Source organism: Pseudomonas sp. 15A4 (assembly GCF_016925575.1).
Taxonomy (GTDB): domain Bacteria; phylum Pseudomonadota; class Gammaproteobacteria; order Pseudomonadales; family Pseudomonadaceae; genus Aquipseudomonas.
The window spans coordinates 5,641,501-5,660,284 of sequence record NZ_CP068986.1; the positions used below are offsets into that span (position 1 = coordinate 5,641,501).

10 protein-coding genes and 2 pseudogenes are annotated in these 18,784 nt (G+C 59.7%); 10 read left to right on the forward strand and 2 right to left on the reverse strand.

The genetic code is table 11. The features are described 5' to 3' along the window. Positions 1-72 precede the first annotated feature (72 nt). From JN403_RS24985 to JN403_RS25025, 9 genes and pseudogenes are all read left to right on the forward strand, one after another. A complete protein-coding gene (locus tag JN403_RS24985; RefSeq protein WP_122534954.1) occupies positions 73-1,671 on the forward strand; it encodes an ABC transporter substrate-binding protein in 1,599 nt (532 codons plus the stop codon). A gap of 283 nt (positions 1,672-1,954) precedes the next feature. Further along, positions 1,955-3,583 (forward strand): ABC transporter substrate-binding protein, encoded by a 1,629-nt coding sequence (locus tag JN403_RS24990; protein ID WP_205484712.1) that lies wholly within the window; start codon positions 1,955-1,957, stop codon positions 3,581-3,583. 340 nt (positions 3,584-3,923) lie between these two features. Continuing rightward, positions 3,924-5,525: an ABC transporter substrate-binding protein gene (locus JN403_RS24995; RefSeq protein ID WP_205484713.1), complete on the forward strand. Its 1,602-nt coding sequence runs from the start codon at positions 3,924-3,926 to the stop codon at positions 5,523-5,525. A 156-nt stretch (positions 5,526-5,681) separates the two neighbouring features. After that, on the forward strand, positions 5,682-7,061 hold the full coding sequence (locus JN403_RS25000) for an OprD family porin (protein ID WP_122623265.1): 1,380 nt from the start codon (positions 5,682-5,684) through the stop codon (positions 7,059-7,061). 97 nt (positions 7,062-7,158) lie between these two features. Then, a complete protein-coding gene (locus tag JN403_RS25005; RefSeq protein WP_205484714.1) occupies positions 7,159-8,766 on the forward strand; it encodes an ABC transporter substrate-binding protein in 1,608 nt (535 codons plus the stop codon). A 64-nt stretch (positions 8,767-8,830) separates the two neighbouring features. Beyond that, positions 8,831-9,841, forward strand: a complete 1,011-nt coding sequence (locus JN403_RS25010) for an ABC transporter permease subunit (protein ID WP_065990182.1) — start codon at positions 8,831-8,833, stop codon at positions 9,839-9,841. A 10-nt stretch (positions 9,842-9,851) separates the two neighbouring features. Next, positions 9,852-10,762 (forward strand): annotated as a pseudogene (locus tag JN403_RS25015) (ABC transporter permease subunit). A 10-nt stretch (positions 10,763-10,772) separates the two neighbouring features. Then, positions 10,773-11,740 (forward strand): annotated as a pseudogene (locus JN403_RS25020) (oligopeptide/dipeptide ABC transporter ATP-binding protein). After that, positions 11,740-12,714 carry a peptide ABC transporter ATP-binding protein gene (locus tag JN403_RS25025; protein ID WP_122534948.1) on the forward strand — a complete coding sequence of 325 codons (975 nt, stop codon included), beginning with the start codon at positions 11,740-11,742 and terminating at the stop codon, positions 12,712-12,714. Before JN403_RS25020 ends, JN403_RS25025 begins: the two are co-directional and overlap by 1 nt. Before the next feature lie 138 nt (positions 12,715-12,852). On the opposite strand, the gene JN403_RS25030 is transcribed toward JN403_RS25025, so the two are convergent. After that, positions 12,853-15,405, reverse strand: a complete 2,553-nt coding sequence (locus JN403_RS25030) for a sulfite reductase flavoprotein subunit alpha (protein ID WP_205487699.1) — start codon at positions 15,403-15,405, stop codon at positions 12,853-12,855. Positions 15,406-15,658: 253 nt separating this feature from the next. Continuing rightward, positions 15,659-17,908, reverse strand: a complete 2,250-nt coding sequence (locus JN403_RS25035; RefSeq protein WP_205484715.1) for a TonB-dependent siderophore receptor — start codon at positions 17,906-17,908, stop codon at positions 15,659-15,661. A gap of 195 nt (positions 17,909-18,103) precedes the next feature. On the opposite strand from JN403_RS25035, the gene JN403_RS25040 reads away from it, so the two are divergent. After that, positions 18,104-18,784 (forward strand): Fe2+-dependent dioxygenase, encoded by a 681-nt coding sequence (locus JN403_RS25040; RefSeq protein WP_205484716.1) that lies wholly within the window; start codon positions 18,104-18,106, stop codon positions 18,782-18,784.

The window sequence follows — 18,784 nt, forward strand, 5'->3', positions numbered from 1 at the left end:
GTGCGGCATTCTTGGCGGTCTATCATCCCGTCGATGAATTCAGGCATGAGTGCCGCACTTAATGAGGTTCACATGGACACCACCTTCAAACCCCTGCTCCTGGCAGCCGCAATGGCGCTGTGCGTTCCCTCGGTGCAGGCGGCCAGCACCCTTGTCTATTGCTCGGAAGCCAGCCCTGCCGGCTTCGATCCCAGTCAGTACACCAGCGGCACCGAGTTCGATGCGTCAGCGGAAACAGTCTTCAACCGCCTGACCCAGTTCAAGCGCGGCGGCACCGATGTCGAGCCGGGCCTGGCAACGAAATGGGACGTGTCCGAAGACGGCTTGACCTATACCTTTCACTTGCGGCCTGGCGTGAAATTCCATACCACGGACTATTTCACACCGACCCGCGACTTCAACGCCGATGACGTGCTGTTCACTTTCAATCGCCTGCTGAACCCGGACGACCCGTTCCGAAAGGCGTACCCGTCGGAGTCGCCGTACTTCACCGACATGGGGATGAACACCACCATCAAGCAGGTCGAAAAGGTCGACGACCAAACCGTCCGCTTCCAGCTGAATAACATCGACGCGGCGTTCATCCAGAACCTGGCGATGAGCTTCGCCTCGATTCAGTCGGCTGAATACGCGGCCCAATTGATCAAGCAAGGCAAGGCAGGCGACATCAACCTGAAGCCGATCGGTACAGGGCCGTTTGTGTTCAAGCGTTATCAGAAAGACGCGCAGATCCGTTACGTCGGCAACAAGGAATACTGGAAGCCGGAGGACGTGAAGCTCGATAACCTGATCTTCTCGATCAACACCGACGCCGCCACCCGTCTGCAGAAGCTGAAGACCGGCGAGTGCCAGATCAGTGGGTATCCGCGTCCACAGGACATCGAAGAAGCGCAGAAAGACCCGAACCTCAAGGTGTTGAGCCAGGCCGGTTTCAACCTGGGCTTTCTTGCGTATAACGTGACCCATCCGCCGCTGGATCAACTGAAGGTGCGTCAGGCGCTGGACATGGCCATCGACAAGCCGGCCATCATCAAGGCGGTCTACCAGGGCGCCGGGCAGCTGGCACAGAACGCTCTGCCACCTGCGCAATGGAGCTTTGATCCGAACATCAAGGACGCGCCCCACGATCCGGCAAAAGCCAAGCAGCTGCTCAAGGAGGCCGGCGTTGCGCCAGGCACGCAGATCAACCTGTGGGCGATGACCGTACAGCGTGCGTCCAACCCCAACGCACGCATGTCGGCGCAGATGATCCAGTCGGACTGGGCGAAGATTGGTATCAAGGCCAACATCGTCAGCTATGAATGGGGCGAGTACATCAAGCGCGCCAAGGCTGGTGAGCACGACGTGATGATCTACGGCTGGACCGGTGACAATGGTGACCCCGACAACTGGCTCGGCGTGCTGTACAGCTGTGGCGCGGTGAAAGGCAGCAACTACGCGAAGTGGTGCAACCCCAGCTACGACAAGCTGGTCACCCAGGCCAAGCTGACCAGCGACCGCGATAAGCGCGTCAAGCTGTACCAGCAAGCGCAGAACATTCTGAAGAACGACGTGCCAATCACCCCGATCGCTAATTCCAAGGTCTTTCAGCCGATGCGTAAAGAGGTTCAGGACTTCAAACTCAGCCCGTTTGGCCTGACGCCTTTCTACGGCGTAAGCCTGGCCAAGTAACTCGCTGAAACCAACAGAGAAGTAACACTCGATGACCGAAGCGGGTGCAATCGTCACGTTGCGATGCACCCTTTTGGTGCTACAAAGATATCGATATGCGACACGCAAACGTTCAACAGCGTCAGAAATTACACTTATGCGACATTCGTGTACGTTCGTGCCACTGTTTGACACCTTGCTGGCGCCAACATCTTGCTTTGGGTATGGCGCCTGCATAAGTATCCGTGGGACCGGCTCAAAAGGCCGTACCCTCAATCAAAAAATGACAACAACTGAGGCCACCATGCTCAAAAAAGCGGTCATTCCGTTTCTTCTCGGCGCAGGTTTGATCGCCAGCGCTCCCTTCGCCCATGCAGCATCGAATCTGGTGTTCTGCTCCGAAGGCAGCCCTGCTGGTTTCGATCCAGGTCAATACACCACCGGTACCGACTTCGATGCTTCGGCCGAGACCGTTTTCAACCGTTTGAGCCAGTTCGAACGTGGCGGCACCGCTGTCATTCCAGGCCTGGCCACCAGCTGGGACGTTGCCCCGGATGGCCTGACCTACACCTTCCACCTGCGTGAAGGTGTGAAATTCCACACCACGCCGTACTTCAAGCCGACGCGTACCTTCAATGCCGATGACGTGCTGTTCACGTTCAACCGCATGATCAACAAGGACGACCCGTTCCGTAAGGCGTACCCGACCGAATTCCCGTACTTCACCGACATGGCGATGGACACCAACATCACCAAGATCGAGAAGGTCGACGATCACACCGTCAGAATGACCCTCGGCACCGTCGATGCTGCGTTCATCCAGAACCTGGCGATGAGCTTCGCGTCCATTCAGTCCGCTGAATACGCAGCCCAGCTGCTGAAAGAAGGCAAGCCGGAAGACATCAACCAGAAGCCGATCGGCACTGGCCCGTTCGTGTTCAAGAGCTACCAGAAAGACTCCAACATCCGCTTCACCGGGAACAAGGACTACTGGAAGCCTGAAGACGTCAAAGTCGACAACCTGATTTTCGCCATCACCACTGACGCCTCGGTTCGTGCGCAGAAGTTGAAGAAAGGCGAATGCCAGATCACCGCTTACCCGCGTCCGGCTGACCTCGCTCCGCTGAAAGCCGACCCTGCGTTGAAGATGCCTGACCAGGCCGGCTTCAACCTGGGTTACATCGCCTACAACGTGATGCCCCAGATCAAAGGCGAAGACAAGCCGAACCCGCTGGCTGACCTCAAAGTGCGTCAAGCGCTGGACATGGCAGTCAACAAGAAATCCATCATCGATGCCGTGTATCAAGGCGCGGGCCAACTGGCGACCAACGCCATGCCGCCGACCCAGTGGTCCTACGACACCACCATCAAAGATGCACCGTTCGATATCGCCAAGGCCAAGGACCTGCTCAAGCAGGCGGGCGTGAAGGAAGGCACCGAAATCACCCTGTGGGCGATGCCGGTTCAGCGTCCTTACAACCCGAACGCCAAGCTGATGGCCGAGATGCTCCAGAACGACTGGAAGAAGATCGGCATCAACGCCAAGATTGTTTCCTATGAGTGGGGCGAGTACATCAAGCGCGCCAAGGCCGGCGAAAACGGCGCAATGCTGATTGGCTGGAGCGGCGACAACGGTGACCCGGACAACTGGCTGGGTACCCTGTTTGGCTGTGATGCCCTCAACGGCAACAACTTCGCCAAATGGTGTGACAAGCCGTTCGATACCTTGATCCACCAGGCCAAGGAAACCACTGATCAGGCCAAACGCACCGAGCTGTACAAGCAGGCTCAACACCTGCTCAAAGACGCGGTCCCTATGACCCCAATTGCTCACTCGACTGTTTATCAGCCAATGCGCAAGGAAGTTCAGGACTTCAAGATCAGCCCGTTCGGTCTGAACTCGTTCTACGGCGTCAGCGTCAGCGGCAAGTAATATCTTTAAATGACCACCCGGTCGCGTTGCCCCAGGGCGACGCGATCGCGTTGTCATGTGCTCGATCGTTAAATGAAATTGACTATCGTTAGATGAGTAGCGACTGGATTACAGTTATTGCCTACCAACGATAAGCACTTTTCCTACAAACTTTGAAGCATGCGTAACTATGGACTGTGCGGCGCCGGAGACATACCGTCTGACAAGCCGCACATACGGTCCGTTGTTTATCTTGAACAGTGGGATTTTTTTCCAGGCGTTGACTCTCCATTTGCGCAAACGATTGCAATGGATCGCGCAGGTATTCGCAGTAAATGCGCCTCTCACGATAAGGAATATCATGCGTACGAATATCGTTATGCCATCACTCATTGCCGCCGGCCTTCTGGTGATGACGCCTGTCGCTCAGGCTGCCAGCAAAAGCCTGGTCTTCTGCTCGGAAGGCAGCCCGGCCGGGTTTGATATCGGTCAGTACACCTCGGGCACCGACAACGATGCCGCCGAGCCGATCTACAACCGTCTCGCCGAGTTCGCACGCGGTGAGACCACCGTGGTCCCTGCTCTCGCGACAAGCTGGGATATTTCCCCTGACAACCTGACCTACACGTTCCATCTGCGTGAAGGCGTCAAGTTCCACAGCAACAAGATCTTCACGCCCACGCGCGATTTCAACGCCGACGACGTGCTGTTCACCTTCAATCGCATGCTGCACAAGGACCATCCGTTCCGCGTGGCGTATCCGACGGAGTTTCCGTTCTTCACCAGCATGGGCCTGGACAAGAACATCAAGTCGGTGGAAAAGACCGACCCGATGACCGTCGTATTCACACTCAACAAAGTTGATGCGGCGTTCATCCAGAACGTTTCCATGAACTTCGCGGCAATTCTGTCCGCCGAATATGCCGAAAAATTGATGGCGTCGGGCGATGTACGCGATATTAACCAGGCGCCTATTGGCACGGGTCCTTTTGTATTTCAGCGCTATCAAAAAGATTCTCAGATTCGCTATGTGAAAAACAAACAGTTCTGGGACCCGAGTCGGGTCAAGATTGATCAGTTGATCTTCGCCATCAATACAGATGCTTCGGTGCGTATTCAAAAACTCAAAAAAGACGAGTGCCAGGTGACGCTTAATCCGCGTCCGGCTGATGTCGCGTCGCTTGAGGCGGACAAGGACCTGCAGGTCATCAAAAAGCCCGGCTTCAACCTCGGTTACGTCACCTATAACGTGCGCCACGCCCCGCTGGACAACTTGCAGGTTCGTCAGGCGCTGGACATGGCGGTGGATAAGAAAGCGATCATCGAGGCGGTGTACCAGGGCGCCGGGCAACTGGCCCAGAACTCCATGCCACCGACCCAGTGGTCTTACGACGACACGGTCAAGGACGCGCCCTACAACCCGGAAAAAGCCCGCGAGCTGCTGCGCGCCGCCGGCGTCAAGGAAGGCACTGAACTGACCCTGTGGGCCATGCCGGTCCAGCGCCCCTACAACCCCAACGCGAAGCTAATGGCCCAGATGCTTCAGGCCGACTGGGCGAAGGTGGGCATCAAGGCAACCATCGTCAGTTACGAGTGGGGCGAATACCTCAAGCGCAGCAAGAACGGCGAGCATGACATTTCGCTGATCGGCTGGACCGGTGACAACGGCGACCCGGACAACTGGATGGGCACGCTCTACAGCTGCGCCTCCATCGGGGGCAATAACTACTCGATGTGGTGCGACGAAAAATATGACGCACTGGTCAAGGCCGCCGTTTCGAATACCAACAAAGACGAGCGCATCAAGCTGTACAAACAGGCTCAGCATTACCTGAAAGAACAGGTACCCATTACGCCGATTGCCCACTCGACGGTGATCCAGCCGCTGCGTAAGGAAGTGCAAGGTTTCCTGGTGAGCCCGTTCAACCGCAACAACTTCTCGGGCGTCAGCATCGCCGAATAATTCAAAACTTGCCTGGGGCGCAACCACGCCCTTTGGCATTGCTTTATCCGCATTTAGCCGGATAGGCAAGAAACTGGCCCATAGGGCCGCACCATCGAGCGGGCTACACCATAAAAAGCCCGCCTCTAAAAAAGCAGCAATCGGGAGCTTCAAAACGTGAAAAAAGCCAGCACCGCTGTATTCGCCTTATCCGTACTCGCCATCAGCGTCGCGGCCCAGGCAGAGCCGACCAGTCAGGAGTTCGTTCCGACCACACTGGCCACCAGCAACCTCCAGGGCGAAGCCAAGGGCTTTCTGGAAGACTCGAAGCTGACCGGTTCGACTAAGAACTGGTACGCCAACGAACTGTTGCGCCGTGGCGGCGAGTTCACCCGCAAAGAGAACGGCGTTGTGGTCGACAGCGACCCGCGCCGGATCAACTGGGTTCAGGGCACCATCGTTGACTACAGCTCGGGCTTTACCCAGGGCACTGTCGGTTTTGCCACGCAGATGGCGGTCTACAACGCCGTTGCGCTGGACCGTGACAAAGACGACCTGATGGGCGGCGCCAACCGTACGCTGACCGAGAACAACGGCGACCCTGTCGGGCAGTGGAGCAAGATGGGCCTGGCCAACATCAAGGCGCGCGTTTCCAATACGACCCTGACCGCCGGCCGCCAGTCGATGAACACCCCGGTGCTGGCCTACATCGGCAACCGCGCACTTCCTTCGAGCTTCGAAGGTGTGAGCATCCTGAGCGAAGAGTTCAACAACATCTCGATCCAGGCCGGCAGCTTCGACCGCGTGTCGCCACGTACCGAGCAGAGCCTGACCAAGTTCCGCTCCGAGTACACCAACAACACCGCCACCGCCGACCGCGTTGACATGGCGGGCGTGGATTACAAGCCGTTCAAGAGCCTGACCACCAGCTTCTATGCCTCCAATGTCGAAGACTTCTGGCATCAGTACTACTTCGCCTTCACCCACGAACTGGGTGACCCTGATGTACTGGGCCTGAGCACCAACCTGAACTACTACAAGACCAAGGATTCCGGTCAGAAGAAGATGGGCGAGATCGACAACGACACCTACAGCCTGTCGTTGACCGCCACTCACAAGGCGCACAGCTTCAGCGTCGCGTACCAGGAAGTCGAAGGCGACACCTACTTCGACTACGTCCACGACACCAACGCCATCTTCCTGGCCAACTCCCTGCTCTCGGACTTCAACGGCCCGAACGAGAAGTCGGTTCAGCTGAGCTACCTGCTGAACATGGCCGACTACGGTGTGCCAGGCCTGAAGTTCAACATCTATCAGGCGCGCGGTTTCGACATCGACGGTACCCATTACAAAGGCACCGCCTATGACGTCTCGCGAATGGACGGCGAAACTCACTACGAATACGGTGTTGGCTCGTCGTACACCCTGCAGTCCGGCCCGCTCAAGGCTTCGACCATGCGTGCGACCTACACCACTCACCGCGCGAGCGCCAATCAGGCTGACGGCAGCATCAACGAGTTCCGTCTGGTGACCACGATTCCATTCAACATTATGTAATCAGCATGATCGATCGGGCCTCACGGTGCGGTTTATACCGAACTTCGGGGCCCGATACCGACTCACTAATGGCTTCATCACTTGCGGAGTGCGTTACTTGAAATCGACATTCAAACTCGCAACATTGCGCAGCGCGATCGCACTGGCGGTATTCAGCGTTGCGGTCGGCGTATCGGCCAAGCCTCTGGTGGTCTGCACCGAAGCCAGTCCGGAAGGTTTCGACACGGCGCTCTACACCACCGCCGTGACCGCCGATGCGTCGGCGGAAACCATTTACAACCGTCTGGTGGATTTCAAGCCGGGCACCACCGAGATTGTTCCCGCGCTGGCTGACACGTGGGAGATCAGCGATGACGGCCTGACCTACACGTTCCATCTGCGCAAGGGCGTCAAGTTTCACACCACCGAATACTTCAAACCGACCCGCGACATGAACGCCGATGACGTGGTGTGGAGCTTCCAGCGTCAACTGGACCCCAACCACCCTTGGCACAAACAGTCGATGGTCGGTTACCCGTACTTCGAAAGCATGGGTTTCAAAGAGCTGCTGAAGAACGTCGAGAAAGTGGACGACAGCACCGTCAAGTTCACCCTGACCCGCCGCGAAGCGCCGTTCCTGGCTGACGTCGCCATGGCATTCGCTTCGGTGTACTCGGCGGAGTACGCCGATCAGTTGCTCAAGGCCAACAAGACCGACAACCTCAACAGCCAGCCCATCGGCACCGGTCCGTTCGTCTTCCAGCGCTACGCCAAGGACGCTCAGGTTCGCTTCAAGGCCAACCCGGATTACTTCCGTGGCAAGCCGCCGGCTGACACCCTGATCTTCGCCATCGCCACCGACAACAATGTGCGCCTGCAGAAGCTCAAGGCCAACGAGTGCCAGATCGCCCTGTATCCGAAGCCGGACGACATCCCGAGCATCAAGAAAGACACCAACCTCAAGGTTGATGAGCTGAACGCGATGACCACCGCGTACATCGCCATGAACACCACGCACAAATACATGAGCGACGTGCGGGTGCGTAAGGCCATCGAAATCGCATTTGATAAAGAAGCCTACGTCAACGCGCTGTTCGGCAAAGGCAACGCCACCGTCGCCGTGAATCCGTATCCGGACACGCTGCTGGGTTACAACAAAGACCTGAAAAACCCTGCCCACGACCTGGACAAGGCCCGCGCCTTGCTCAAGGAAGCGGGTGTCCCTGAAGGCACGGTACTGACCCTGTTCACGCGCAACGGCGGCGGTCCGACCAACCCGAACCCAATGCTCGGCGCACAAATGATGCAGGCCGACCTGGCCAAAGTCGGCATTAAGTTAGATATACGCGTCATGGAATGGGGCGAAATGCTCAAACGTGCCAAAAACGGCGAACACGACATGGTGTCGGCCGGCTGGGCAGGTGACAATGGCGACCCTGATAACTTCCTGACCCCGAACCTCAGTTGCGAGGCCGCCAAAAACGGCGAAAACTACGCGCGCTGGTGTAATCAGAAGTTCCAGACGTTGATCGATCAGGCTCGGGAAAAAACCGACCCGGCCGAACGCGCTGCGCTCTACGAGCAAGCTCAGGTGATCTTCAATCAGGACCTGCCATGGATCAGCATGGCGCACACCAAGATGTTCACTGCAATGCGCAACAACGTGGAGGGTTACCACATCAGCCCTCTCACCACTAATAACTTCGCTACCACCCAAGCGAAGTAGAAGAAGAATCCGGCGGGCTCTGCTACCCAGAGACTCGCCGGTACCTGATGAGGTACACGAGAAGATGTTTAGTTTTATCGCTCGCCGAGTGGGGTTGCTCATACCCACCTTCTTCGGCATCACCTTGCTGACCTTCGCCTTGATTCGCCTGATTCCGGGCGACCCTGTCGAAGTCATGATGGGTGAACGCCGGGTCGATCCGGAAATGCACGCCCAAGCCATGGAACGTCTTGGCCTGAACAAACCCCTTTATGCGCAATACATCGATTACGTCGGCAAGCTCGCCCATGGCGACCTGGGCGAATCGCTGCGTACGCGCACGAGCGTGTGGTCCGAATTCACTTCGCTGTTCCCGGCAACACTGGAACTGTCGATTGCGGCGCTGATCTTCGCAGGCATCCTCGGGCTGCTCGCCGGTGTGATTGCGGCACTGAAGCGAGGGTCCCTGTTCGACCATGGGGTCATGGGTATCTCCCTGGCGGGGTACTCGATGCCGATCTTCTGGTGGGGCCTGATCCTGATCATGTTCTTCTCGGTATCCCTGGGCTGGACCCCGGTATCGGGACGTATCGACCTGCTCTACGACATTCCTCCGAAAACCGGCTTCATGCTGATCGACACCTTGCTCAGCGATGAAGAAGGTTCGTTCATGGACGCCCTGCGTCATCTGATTCTGCCGGCCATCGTGCTGGGTACTATCCCGCTGGCGGTCATCGCCCGGATGACCCGCTCCTCGATGCTCGAAGTCCTGCGTGAAGACTACGTGCGCACGGCGCGCGCCAAGGGCCTTTCGCCGGCTCGCGTGGTATTCGTTCACGGCCTGCGCAACGCGCTGATCCCGGTGCTGACGGTTTTCGGTCTGCAAGTGGGCACGCTGCTGGCCGGTGCGGTTCTGACCGAAACGATCTTCTCCTGGCCGGGCATCGGCAAGTGGCTGATCGAAGCCATCGGCGCCCGTGACTACCCTGTCGTGCAAAACGGCATCCTGCTAATCGCCTGCCTGGTGATTCTGGTCAACTTCGTGGTGGACATCCTCTACGGCTTTGCCAACCCACGCATTCGTCATCAGCGCTGAGATCCCTTTTATGAGCACACCTACTCCCGTAGTAGCAGTCGATCAAAGCCTGCTCTACCCGTCCGTTTACAAAGAGTTCTGGCTGCACTTCGCCAAGAACAAAGGCGCCGTCGCGGGCCTCTTGTTCATGCTGGTGATCGTGTTCTGCGCCCTGTTCGCGCCGTGGGTTGCCCCCATGACCCGAGCGAGCAATACCGTGATTTCCTGCTGACCCCGCCGGTCTGGCTTGAAGGCGGGCAATGGCAGTTTCTCTTGGGCACCGATGAACTGGGCCGCGACCTGCTTTCGCGTCTGATCCAGGGTTCGCGCCTGTCGCTGCTCATCGGTCTGTCGTCGGTGGTGATGTCGCTGATTCCGGGGATCCTCATGGGTCTGCTGGCCGGTTTCTTTCCGAAGATCCTGGGTCCGACCATCATGCGTCTGATGGACATCATGCTGGCACTGCCATCGCTGCTGCTGGCTGTGGCCATCGTCGCGATCCTCGGCCCTGGCCTGATCAACACCGTCATCGCCATCGCCATCGTTTCGCTGCCGTCGTACGTTCGTCTGACCCGTGCTGCGGTCATGGGCGAACTGAACCGTGACTACGTGACCGCCGCGCGTCTGGCCGGCGCAACGCTGCCGCGCCTGATGTTCATCACCGTCCTGCCGAACTGCATGGCGCCGCTGATTGTTCAGGCGACTCTGAGTTTCTCCTCGGCGATCCTCGACGCTGCGGCGCTGGGCTTCCTCGGTCTGGGTGTACAACCGCCGACGCCTGAGTGGGGCACCATGCTCGCTTCGGCCCGCGACTACATCGAACGCGCCTGGTGGGTGGTGAGCCTCCCGGGTCTGACCATTTTGCTCAGCGTGCTGGCAATCAACCTGATGGGCGACGGTCTGCGCGATGCGCTGGACCCGAAACTCAAGAACGCCGCCTGAGGACGTCCGAATGTCTCTTTTAAACATCAAGAACCTCAACGTGCGCTTTGGCGACGCCACGGCCACCCCGGTCGTCGATGGCCTGGACCTGGCCGTCGACAAGGGCGAAGTGCTGGCCATCGTGGGCGAATCGGGCTCGGGTAAATCCGTGACCATGATGGCGCTCATGGGCCTGATCGAGCACCCCGGCATCGTCACCGCCGACGCTCTGGTCTTCGACGGCAAGGACATGCTCACGCTCAATGCACGCCAGCGTCGCAAGATCGTCGGCAAAGACATGTCGATGGTCTTTCAGGACCCGATGACCGCGCTGAACCCGAGCTACACCGTAGGCTTCCAGATCAAGGAAGTGCTCAAGCAGCACTTGGGTCTGTCGGGGCGTGCTGCCCATCAGCGCGCACTGGAATTGCTGCAGAAGGTTGAAATCCCGGGCGCTGCACAGCGTCTGGACGCCTACCCGCATCAACTCTCGGGGGCATGAGCCAGCGCGTTGCAATCGCCATGGCCATCGCCGGCGAGCCGAAACTGCTGATCGCCGACGAACCGACCACCGCGCTGGACGTGACCATTCAGGCGCAGATCATGGACCTGCTTCTGGCCCTGCAAAAAGAGCAGGACATGGCGCTGGTGCTGATCACCCACGACCTTGCGGTGGTGGCTGAAACCGCTCAGCGGGTCTGCGTGATGTATGCCGGGCAGGCGGTGGAAGTGGGTCAGGTCCCCCAACTGTTCGACATCCCGGCGCACCCGTACAGCGAAGCATTGCTGGCAGCGATCCCCGAACACAGCATGGGCGCCGCGCGCCTGTCGACGCTGCCGGGTATCGTGCCGGGTCGCTATGACCGTCCAAGTGGTTGCCTGCTCTCGCCGCGCTGCCCGTACGTCCAGGATAAATGCCGCCAGCAGCGCCCGGGCCTCGACCCGAAAGCCCATAGCCTGGCGCGTTGCTTCTTTCCGCTGAATCAGGAGGTGGCGTGATGAGCGAAATCGTACTGACCGCTCGTGACCTTACTCGTCACTACGATGTGTCCCGTGGGCTGTTCAAGCCCCATGCAACCGTGCGCGCGCTCAACGGCGTGTCGTTCGAACTCGAAGCCGGCAAGACCCTGGCGGTGGTCGGTGAGTCCGGCTGCGGCAAGTCCACCCTCGCCCGCGCGCTGACGCTGATCGAAGAGCCTTCTTCGGGATCGTTGAAGATCGCCGGCCAGGAAGTCACCGGCGCGACCAAGGCGCAACGCAAGCAGCTGCGCAAAGACGTGCAGATGGTGTTCCAGAGCCCGTACGCATCGCTCAATCCGCGGCAGAAAGTCGGTGATCAACTGGGTGAGCCGCTGCTGATCAACACCAGCCTTTCCGCCGCCGAACGCCGAGAGAAAGTGCAGGCGATGATGGCTCAGGTCGGTCTGCGTCCCGAGCACTATCAGCGCTACCCGCACATGTTCTCCGGCGGTCAGCGTCAACGTATCGCGCTGGCCCGGGCGATGATGCTGCAGCCCAAAGTGCTGGTGGCGGACGAACCGACTTCCGCGCTCGACGTGTCGATTCAGGCCCAGGTGCTGAACCTGTTCATGGACCTGCAGCAAGAGTTCAACACTGGTTACGTGTTCATCTCCCACAACCTGGCGGTGGTGCGTCACGTCGCCGACACGGTGTTGGTGATGTACCTCGGTCGCCCGGCCGAAATGGGTCCCAAGGAAGAGATCTACAACCGTCCTCTGCACCCGTACACCCAGGCGCTGCTGTCTGCGACTCCGACGATCCACCCGGACCCGTCGAAGCCGAAGATCAAAATCGTCGGCGAATTGCCTAACCCGCTGAACCCGCCGTCCGGCTGCGCGTTCCACAAGCGCTGCCCCTACGCGACCGAACGCTGCGCCGTCGAAGTGCCGGAGCTGCGCTGGGTCGACAACCGCCAGGTTGCCTGCCATTACGCGGAACAGTTTGTGGCGTGATAGTTGAGTAAGGAAAAGGCCGTTGCGTGTGAGCGCAACGGCCTTTTTGTGGCTGGCGTAGGACCGGCTTTAGCCGGGAACTGCAGTTTAGGCTGGCTTTAGCCGGGAGTGACCCGACAGGCTCACAAGCAGATCCGATCAATACACATCCCGCCGATACCGCCCCTGCTCTATCAACTCCCGCACCGCGTCCTCACCCAGCAATGCGTTCAACGTTTCATCGACCCCGGACGCCATGCCTTCGAGGCTGCCGCAGATGTAAATCACAGCGCCTTCATTCAGCCAGCGACGCAGCTCATCAGCCGCCTCACGCAACCGGTCCTGCACATAGATTTTTTCAGCCTGATCCCGGGAAAACGCCAGGTCCAGACGCGCCAGATTCCCACTCGCCAGCCAGCCATTAAGCTCGTTCGCGCAGTGGAAATCGTGCGCTCTGTTTCGCTCGCCAAACAGCAACCAGTTGCGCTGCTCACCCGAAACGACGCGCGCTTTGAGCAAGCTGCGCAGGCCTGCCAACCCGGTGCCGTTGCCAATCAAAATCATCGGCATCGACTCGGCCGGCTGATGGAAACCACTGTTGCGACGCACCCGCACACTGACCGCGCCGCCCACTGCGACATGCTCGGTCAACCAGCCCGAACACAGCCCGAGACTGCCATCGGGGTGCAGTTCCTGACGCACGATCAGCTGCAACACACCGTCCTCGGCAATCGACGCGATTGAATACTCGCGCATCGCCAGGGGCACCAGCGCATCGACCAACGCCTGCGCATGCAGGCCGACCAGATGACTGCGATTGACCGGCAACTGACGCGTGGACAAGGCTTGGCCGAGGGTGTCGCTCAGGCCGTCGACGGTGACTTGCGTGTCGGCAGCAATACCCAACCCGGACAGGAGCTGCTCGACCATAGACGCCGGGTTGCGCGGCAATACCTCCACCAGATCGCCGGCCTCCCAGCGAGTCGCCGACTCACACGTCAGGCCGAGCATGAACACTTTCGATCCCACGCTTCCGGGGTTCAGCCATTCCCGGGCCACCAGCGTCCAGTTCCGATACTCCGGCGCTTGCCAGACCGTCGTCGGCGTCGAGCCCGTCAACTGACCCAACTGCTGTTGCCAGTGTTGCAGCGCTGCACCGTCGCCGCTGTCCACTTCAACCGGCGCGAACAGCGTGCGCCCGCCCCGCTCGGCCAGCCAGCCGTGCAGCCGCTGAGCGAAACCGCAGAACTGTTGATACTGGCGATCGCCCAGCCCAAGCACCGCGTAGTTGAGGTTATCCAGCGCCAGCGGCCGGCCCAGCACTTTGCGCTCGAACCCGCGGGCACTGTCCGGTGCTTCGCCGTCGCCAAAGGTACTGACGACGAACAGCGCGTTGCGGCTCTGGTGCAGGTCCTGCTCTGTGATGTCGCCCAGACGCTGCACCTTCACCGGCAGGCCGGCGGTCTGCAGTTGGCTGGCCGTCTGCCAGGCGAGTTGCTCGGCAAATCCGCTCTGGCTGGCGAAGCCGATCAGCCAGGCCGCGCCCTGCTCGCCTGTCGTCGCCGACACTTCACCGCGGGCGTTGCGGATCTCGCGCTTCTTGCGTCGGCGGTCCAGGTAGAGCAACCAGCCGGTGATGAAGAACAGCGGCATCAGCAACGCGGCCACGGTCACGACGATGCGCCCGATCAGGCCAAAGTAGCTGCCGGTGTGCAGCGCGTAGTTGCTGATGAGCAACTGGGCGCCGAGGCTTTTCTCGGTGTAACGCGACACTGCCTTGAGCGTACCGTCGGCCGGATCGAGGGTGATCTGGTTCAACGCGCGGGGGTGCGGCGCGGATTTGAGGAGGTAGAACACCGTCGCCATCTGGCCCGGTGCCTGAGGCATGCGCAGGTTGTACGTCTTGAGGTCCGGTCCGGCCGCGCTCTGAATGGTCTGCCAGATCGCGTCGTAATCCGGGGCCGACGCCGTGAGTTCCTTAGGCGCCTCTTTCACAGCAGGACCTGGACGCGGCCCTCCGCCACGGCGTTGTTCGCCCGCCACGGGAGGATCGCCAATCAGCTTGGTCATGCCGTTGCTGAACCAGTCGTAGGACCACATCAGCCCGGTGATCGCCAGCAGCAGATAGATGATCAGGCACCAGGTGCCGAACACCGAATGCAGGTCCCAATTGAAACTGCGTCCCTTCTTCGCCCAGTCCATGGTCAGCCAGACGCGCCAGTTCAGCGGCTTGCGCGGCCAGCGCAGATACAGCCCGGACAGGCAGAAGAAAATGAGGATAAGCGTGCAGGCCGCGGTGACCTGTTTGCCATATTCCCCTGCGGCAAGGAATCGGTGCAGGTTAAGGATGAAGCCGAAGAAGTCCTGACCCACGGCGTCCTCGGTGAACGCGCCGGTGTAAGGGTTGAAGTTGTGCATCTCGCCGCGACGCTGCCCCGGCGGCGGCTTGAACCAGACCTGAGCGACCTTGTCGCTGTCGACATCAATGCGAAACATCGCCACCGTGTCTTTGCCCTGGGCTTCAACCTTGCTGACCATTTCCGCCAGAGACAGTTGACGCCCCTGAGGCTGCACGAACAACACATCGGGGTTGAGCACGTCGAGTATCTCGTCCTCGAAGGAATACAGCGCGCCAGTGATCCCCATCAGGGCGAGCACCAGACCGGCCGTGATTCCGAAGAACCAGTGCACTTGAAACAGGACTTTCTTCAACACCCTCGACCCCTCACTCACCCGCCACGGCGCGCATTATGCGCACAAACGGCATACATTCTCATCTGTGGCTGATTCTTGATGCGAAGATGTGGGGTGAACGCGTCCTGACACCCCGCGCTCACCCGGCCAACATACATCCTGTAGGAGTGAGCTTGCTCGCGAGGAGGCCGGGACATCCGCTGGATACCCAGCGGTCGATTCCGCCTTCGCGAGCAGGCTCGCTCCCACAGGTGTCGGGTTCGCTTTCAGATCAGAAGTGGAAGCTGGCACTCATCAGCGCGGTACGCCCGGCGGCCATGTGGGCGTAGTGAGTGGTGAAGACCTGGTCGTAATAGCGCTTGTCGGTCAGGTTCTGCACGTTCAGCTGCAGGTCGACGTTCTTGGTCAGCGCGTAGGTGGCCATTGCGTCGTAGCGCCAGTAGGACGGCACCTCCACCGAGTTGGCTTCATTGCCGAAACGCGAGTCGACGAAGGTCGCGCCGCCGCCCACGGTCAGCTTCGGCATCAGTTCGTAGGTCGACCAGAAGTTGAAGCTGTTGCGCGGCGTGCTCGGCATGTGATTGCCCTCGTCCGCCTTGCTGGTCGCACTGACGATCTCGCTCTCCATGTAGGTGTAGCCGCCGTAGACTTTCCATTTGCCGGTGATGTTGCCGCTGTAGGTCAGCTCCAGACCGTCGACACGCTGCTCGCCGTCCAGCACCTGGAACGTCGCGTTGTCAGGATCGGTCACCCGCGCGTTGGTCTTCTCGGTGCGGAACAGCGCAGCCGTCAGCGACAGGTTGTCGTCGAAGAAATCCCACTTGGTGCCCAGCTCGTAGTTGCGGTTCTTTTCCGGATCGAGGTTGGCGTTGTTCGCCGCGATTTCCAGACCGCCGTTGCCGCTGGTCTCACCCGACGGGTTGCTGGACGTCGACCATGCTGCGTAGATGCTGCCGTTCGGCAGCGGCTTGTAGGTCACGCCGACCTGGTAATTCCACAGTTGGCTGGTGTTTTCACGCTTGAAGCCGCCCGCCACCGAACCGCGGCCGCCCGTACTGTAACCGCTGGAGCGCACGTCGTAATCGTCGTAACGCAGGCCGAGGTTCAACGACCACTGCTCGTTGAATTTCAGCGTGTCGAACACATACGCGGCACTGGTTTTGGTGTCGGTATCGGTGTACGCCTGGCTGTCGGTGATGGTGCCGTTCCAATCGTCTTTCGGTGACGGGTTGGACAGGCTGGTGCAGTCGCCCGAGGCCAGCAGCGCTGCGTTGCACGTCGAACCAATGGTCCCGCCACTGGCGCTGAGCACGTTGTAGCCGCGGTTGTGGGTGTCCTGATACGAAAACTCAAGGCCGGTCACCAGGCTGTGCTGAATGAAACCGGTGTCGAATTTCGCTTGCAGGTCGGTCTGGTTGACGAAGCCGCTGGAGGTGGAATTGCGGCTCTTCGCCGAGCGCGAGACCAGGCCCCTGGCGACGTTGCCGCGGCTGTCGTCCGGGTTGGTGACAATGTAATCCAGCGTCGAGCGCGACATGCGGAAGCTGTTGGAGATCGTCAGGTTGTCGTTGAGGTCGTGTTCGAGGCGGATCGTGCCGCTGTCGTTGACGCTCTTGCGGTAATCGCGGTCGGTCAGGCCGTAGAAGTTGTTTTCATTGACGTGGGCCGGCTTGTCGACCACGTACTGGCTGCGACCGGGGGTGCTGGTCAGCGGGATGCCATAGTCGGGCATGTCGTCGGTGGACAGGTGGTAGTAGTCGACCTTGACCCGCGTGTCGGTGCCCAGACCGAATGCGAACGAAGGCGCAACGCCCCAGCGGCTGTTGTCGACATCGTTGCGGCCGGCGACGTTGGAATCATGCTTCATCAGGTTCAGGCGGAAGGCCGAGGTGTCGGTCATCTGCTTGTTGACGTCGAGGGTGTAGCGCTGAGTCTGGTCCGAACCGAAGGTGTAGCCACCGTTGAAGGCATCGCCCAGATGAGCGCCTTTGGTGACGAGGTTCAGGCTGCCACCCGTGGAGCCTGCGCCGGTGAAGGCCGAGCCCGGGCCTTTGCTGACCTCGACCGACTCGACGTTAAAAATCTCCCGGCTCTGCGCCGCCACGTCGCGCATGCCGTCGACGAACACGTCGCTCTCTGCGTTGAAGCCACGGATGATCGGGCGATCCGCATTCGGGTTACCGCCCTCGCCCGCGCCAAAGGTAATGCCGGGGGTGGTGCGCAATGCGTCAGTCAGGCTCGTGGCTGCGGTGTCGCGGATCACTTGCTGCGGGATCACCGTCACGCTCTTTGGCGTCTCGCGCAGGGGTGCGGTGTACTTTTTCGAGGTCGATTCTTCGGTCTTGTAAGCCGTGTCGGCCCGCTCGCCGTCAATGTTGGTGGCCCCGAGATTCAGAGCATCCGATGCAGGTTCCGCAGCCTGCGCCATATGGGCGGCTGACATCGCCGCAAGGGCAACACCGACGGCGCTGACGATGGAACGCTGCGAATGGGCGGTAACCGGTTGTGCTTGGCGCGACATTTTCCTTCCCCAAGGAAACAATAAGGCGGCGGAATATAGTTGAGACTGCTTCGCATTCGCAGAAAACTTACATTCTTTACACTTTCCCATTACCGAATTTTCACATCTACCCATTCACGCGCGCGGGCCACGTTTTACACGATCAATAAGAATCACTATCATCCGCCGCTTCATTCTTCTCGCGGGTCGCGATTCATGCTCCTACATATCCCCGGTCTGTTTTCACCCGAGGAGGTGCTACGCATCCGACAGGCTCTGGAAGAAACCGAATGGGCTGACGGCAGAATCACCGCCGGGCATCAGTCGGCGAAAGCCAAGCACAACCTGCAGTTGCCCGAAGGCCATCCGCTCGCCGTGGAGATTGGCGCGGCGATGCTCGAGCGCTTGTGGCAGAACCCGCTGTTCATGTCCGCCGCCCTGCCCCACAAGGTCTTCCCGCCATTGGTGAATTGCTACACCGGCGGCGGCAGTTTCGATTTTCATATCGACAACGCCGTGCGTCAGGCCAAGGGCAGCACCGAGCGAGTGCGCACGGATCTTTCATCGACGCTGTTCTTCAGCGATCCCGATGATTACGACGGCGGTGAGCTGGTGATTCAGGACACGTTCGGCGCCCGTCAGGTGAAGCTGCCGGCGGGCGACCTGCTGCTTTATCCGGCCAGCAGCCTGCACAAGGTCAACGCCGTCACACGGGGCGCGCGGTACGCCTCGTTCTTCTGGACCCAAAGCCTGGTGCGGGACGATGGCCACCGCACGTTGCTATTCGAAATGGACACGGCCATCCAGCAACTCAGCCGCGATGTGCCTGATCACCCCTCGCTGCTTCAACTCACCGGCACCTATCACAACCTGCTGCGGCAGTGGGCCGAGGTCTGA

Excerpts from the sequence above, each read along its gene's own strand:
- JN403_RS25010 (WP_065990182.1), top strand. The coding sequence starts at position 8,831 with ATGTTTAGTTTTATCGCTCGCCGAGTGGGGTTGCTCATACCCACCTTC.
- JN403_RS24995 (WP_205484713.1), top strand. The coding sequence starts at position 3,924 with ATGCGTACGAATATCGTTATGCCATCACTCATTGCCGCCGGCCTTCTG.
- JN403_RS24985 (WP_122534954.1), top strand. The coding sequence starts at position 73 with ATGGACACCACCTTCAAACCCCTGCTCCTGGCAGCCGCAATGGCGCTG.
- JN403_RS25040 (WP_205484716.1), top strand. The coding sequence starts at position 18,104 with ATGCTCCTACATATCCCCGGTCTGTTTTCACCCGAGGAGGTGCTACGC.
- JN403_RS24990 (WP_205484712.1), top strand. The coding sequence starts at position 1,955 with ATGCTCAAAAAAGCGGTCATTCCGTTTCTTCTCGGCGCAGGTTTGATC.
- JN403_RS25035 (WP_205484715.1), bottom strand. The coding sequence starts at position 17,908 with ATGTCGCGCCAAGCACAACCGGTTACCGCCCATTCGCAGCGTTCCATC.
- JN403_RS25025 (WP_122534948.1), top strand. The coding sequence starts at position 11,740 with ATGAGCGAAATCGTACTGACCGCTCGTGACCTTACTCGTCACTACGAT.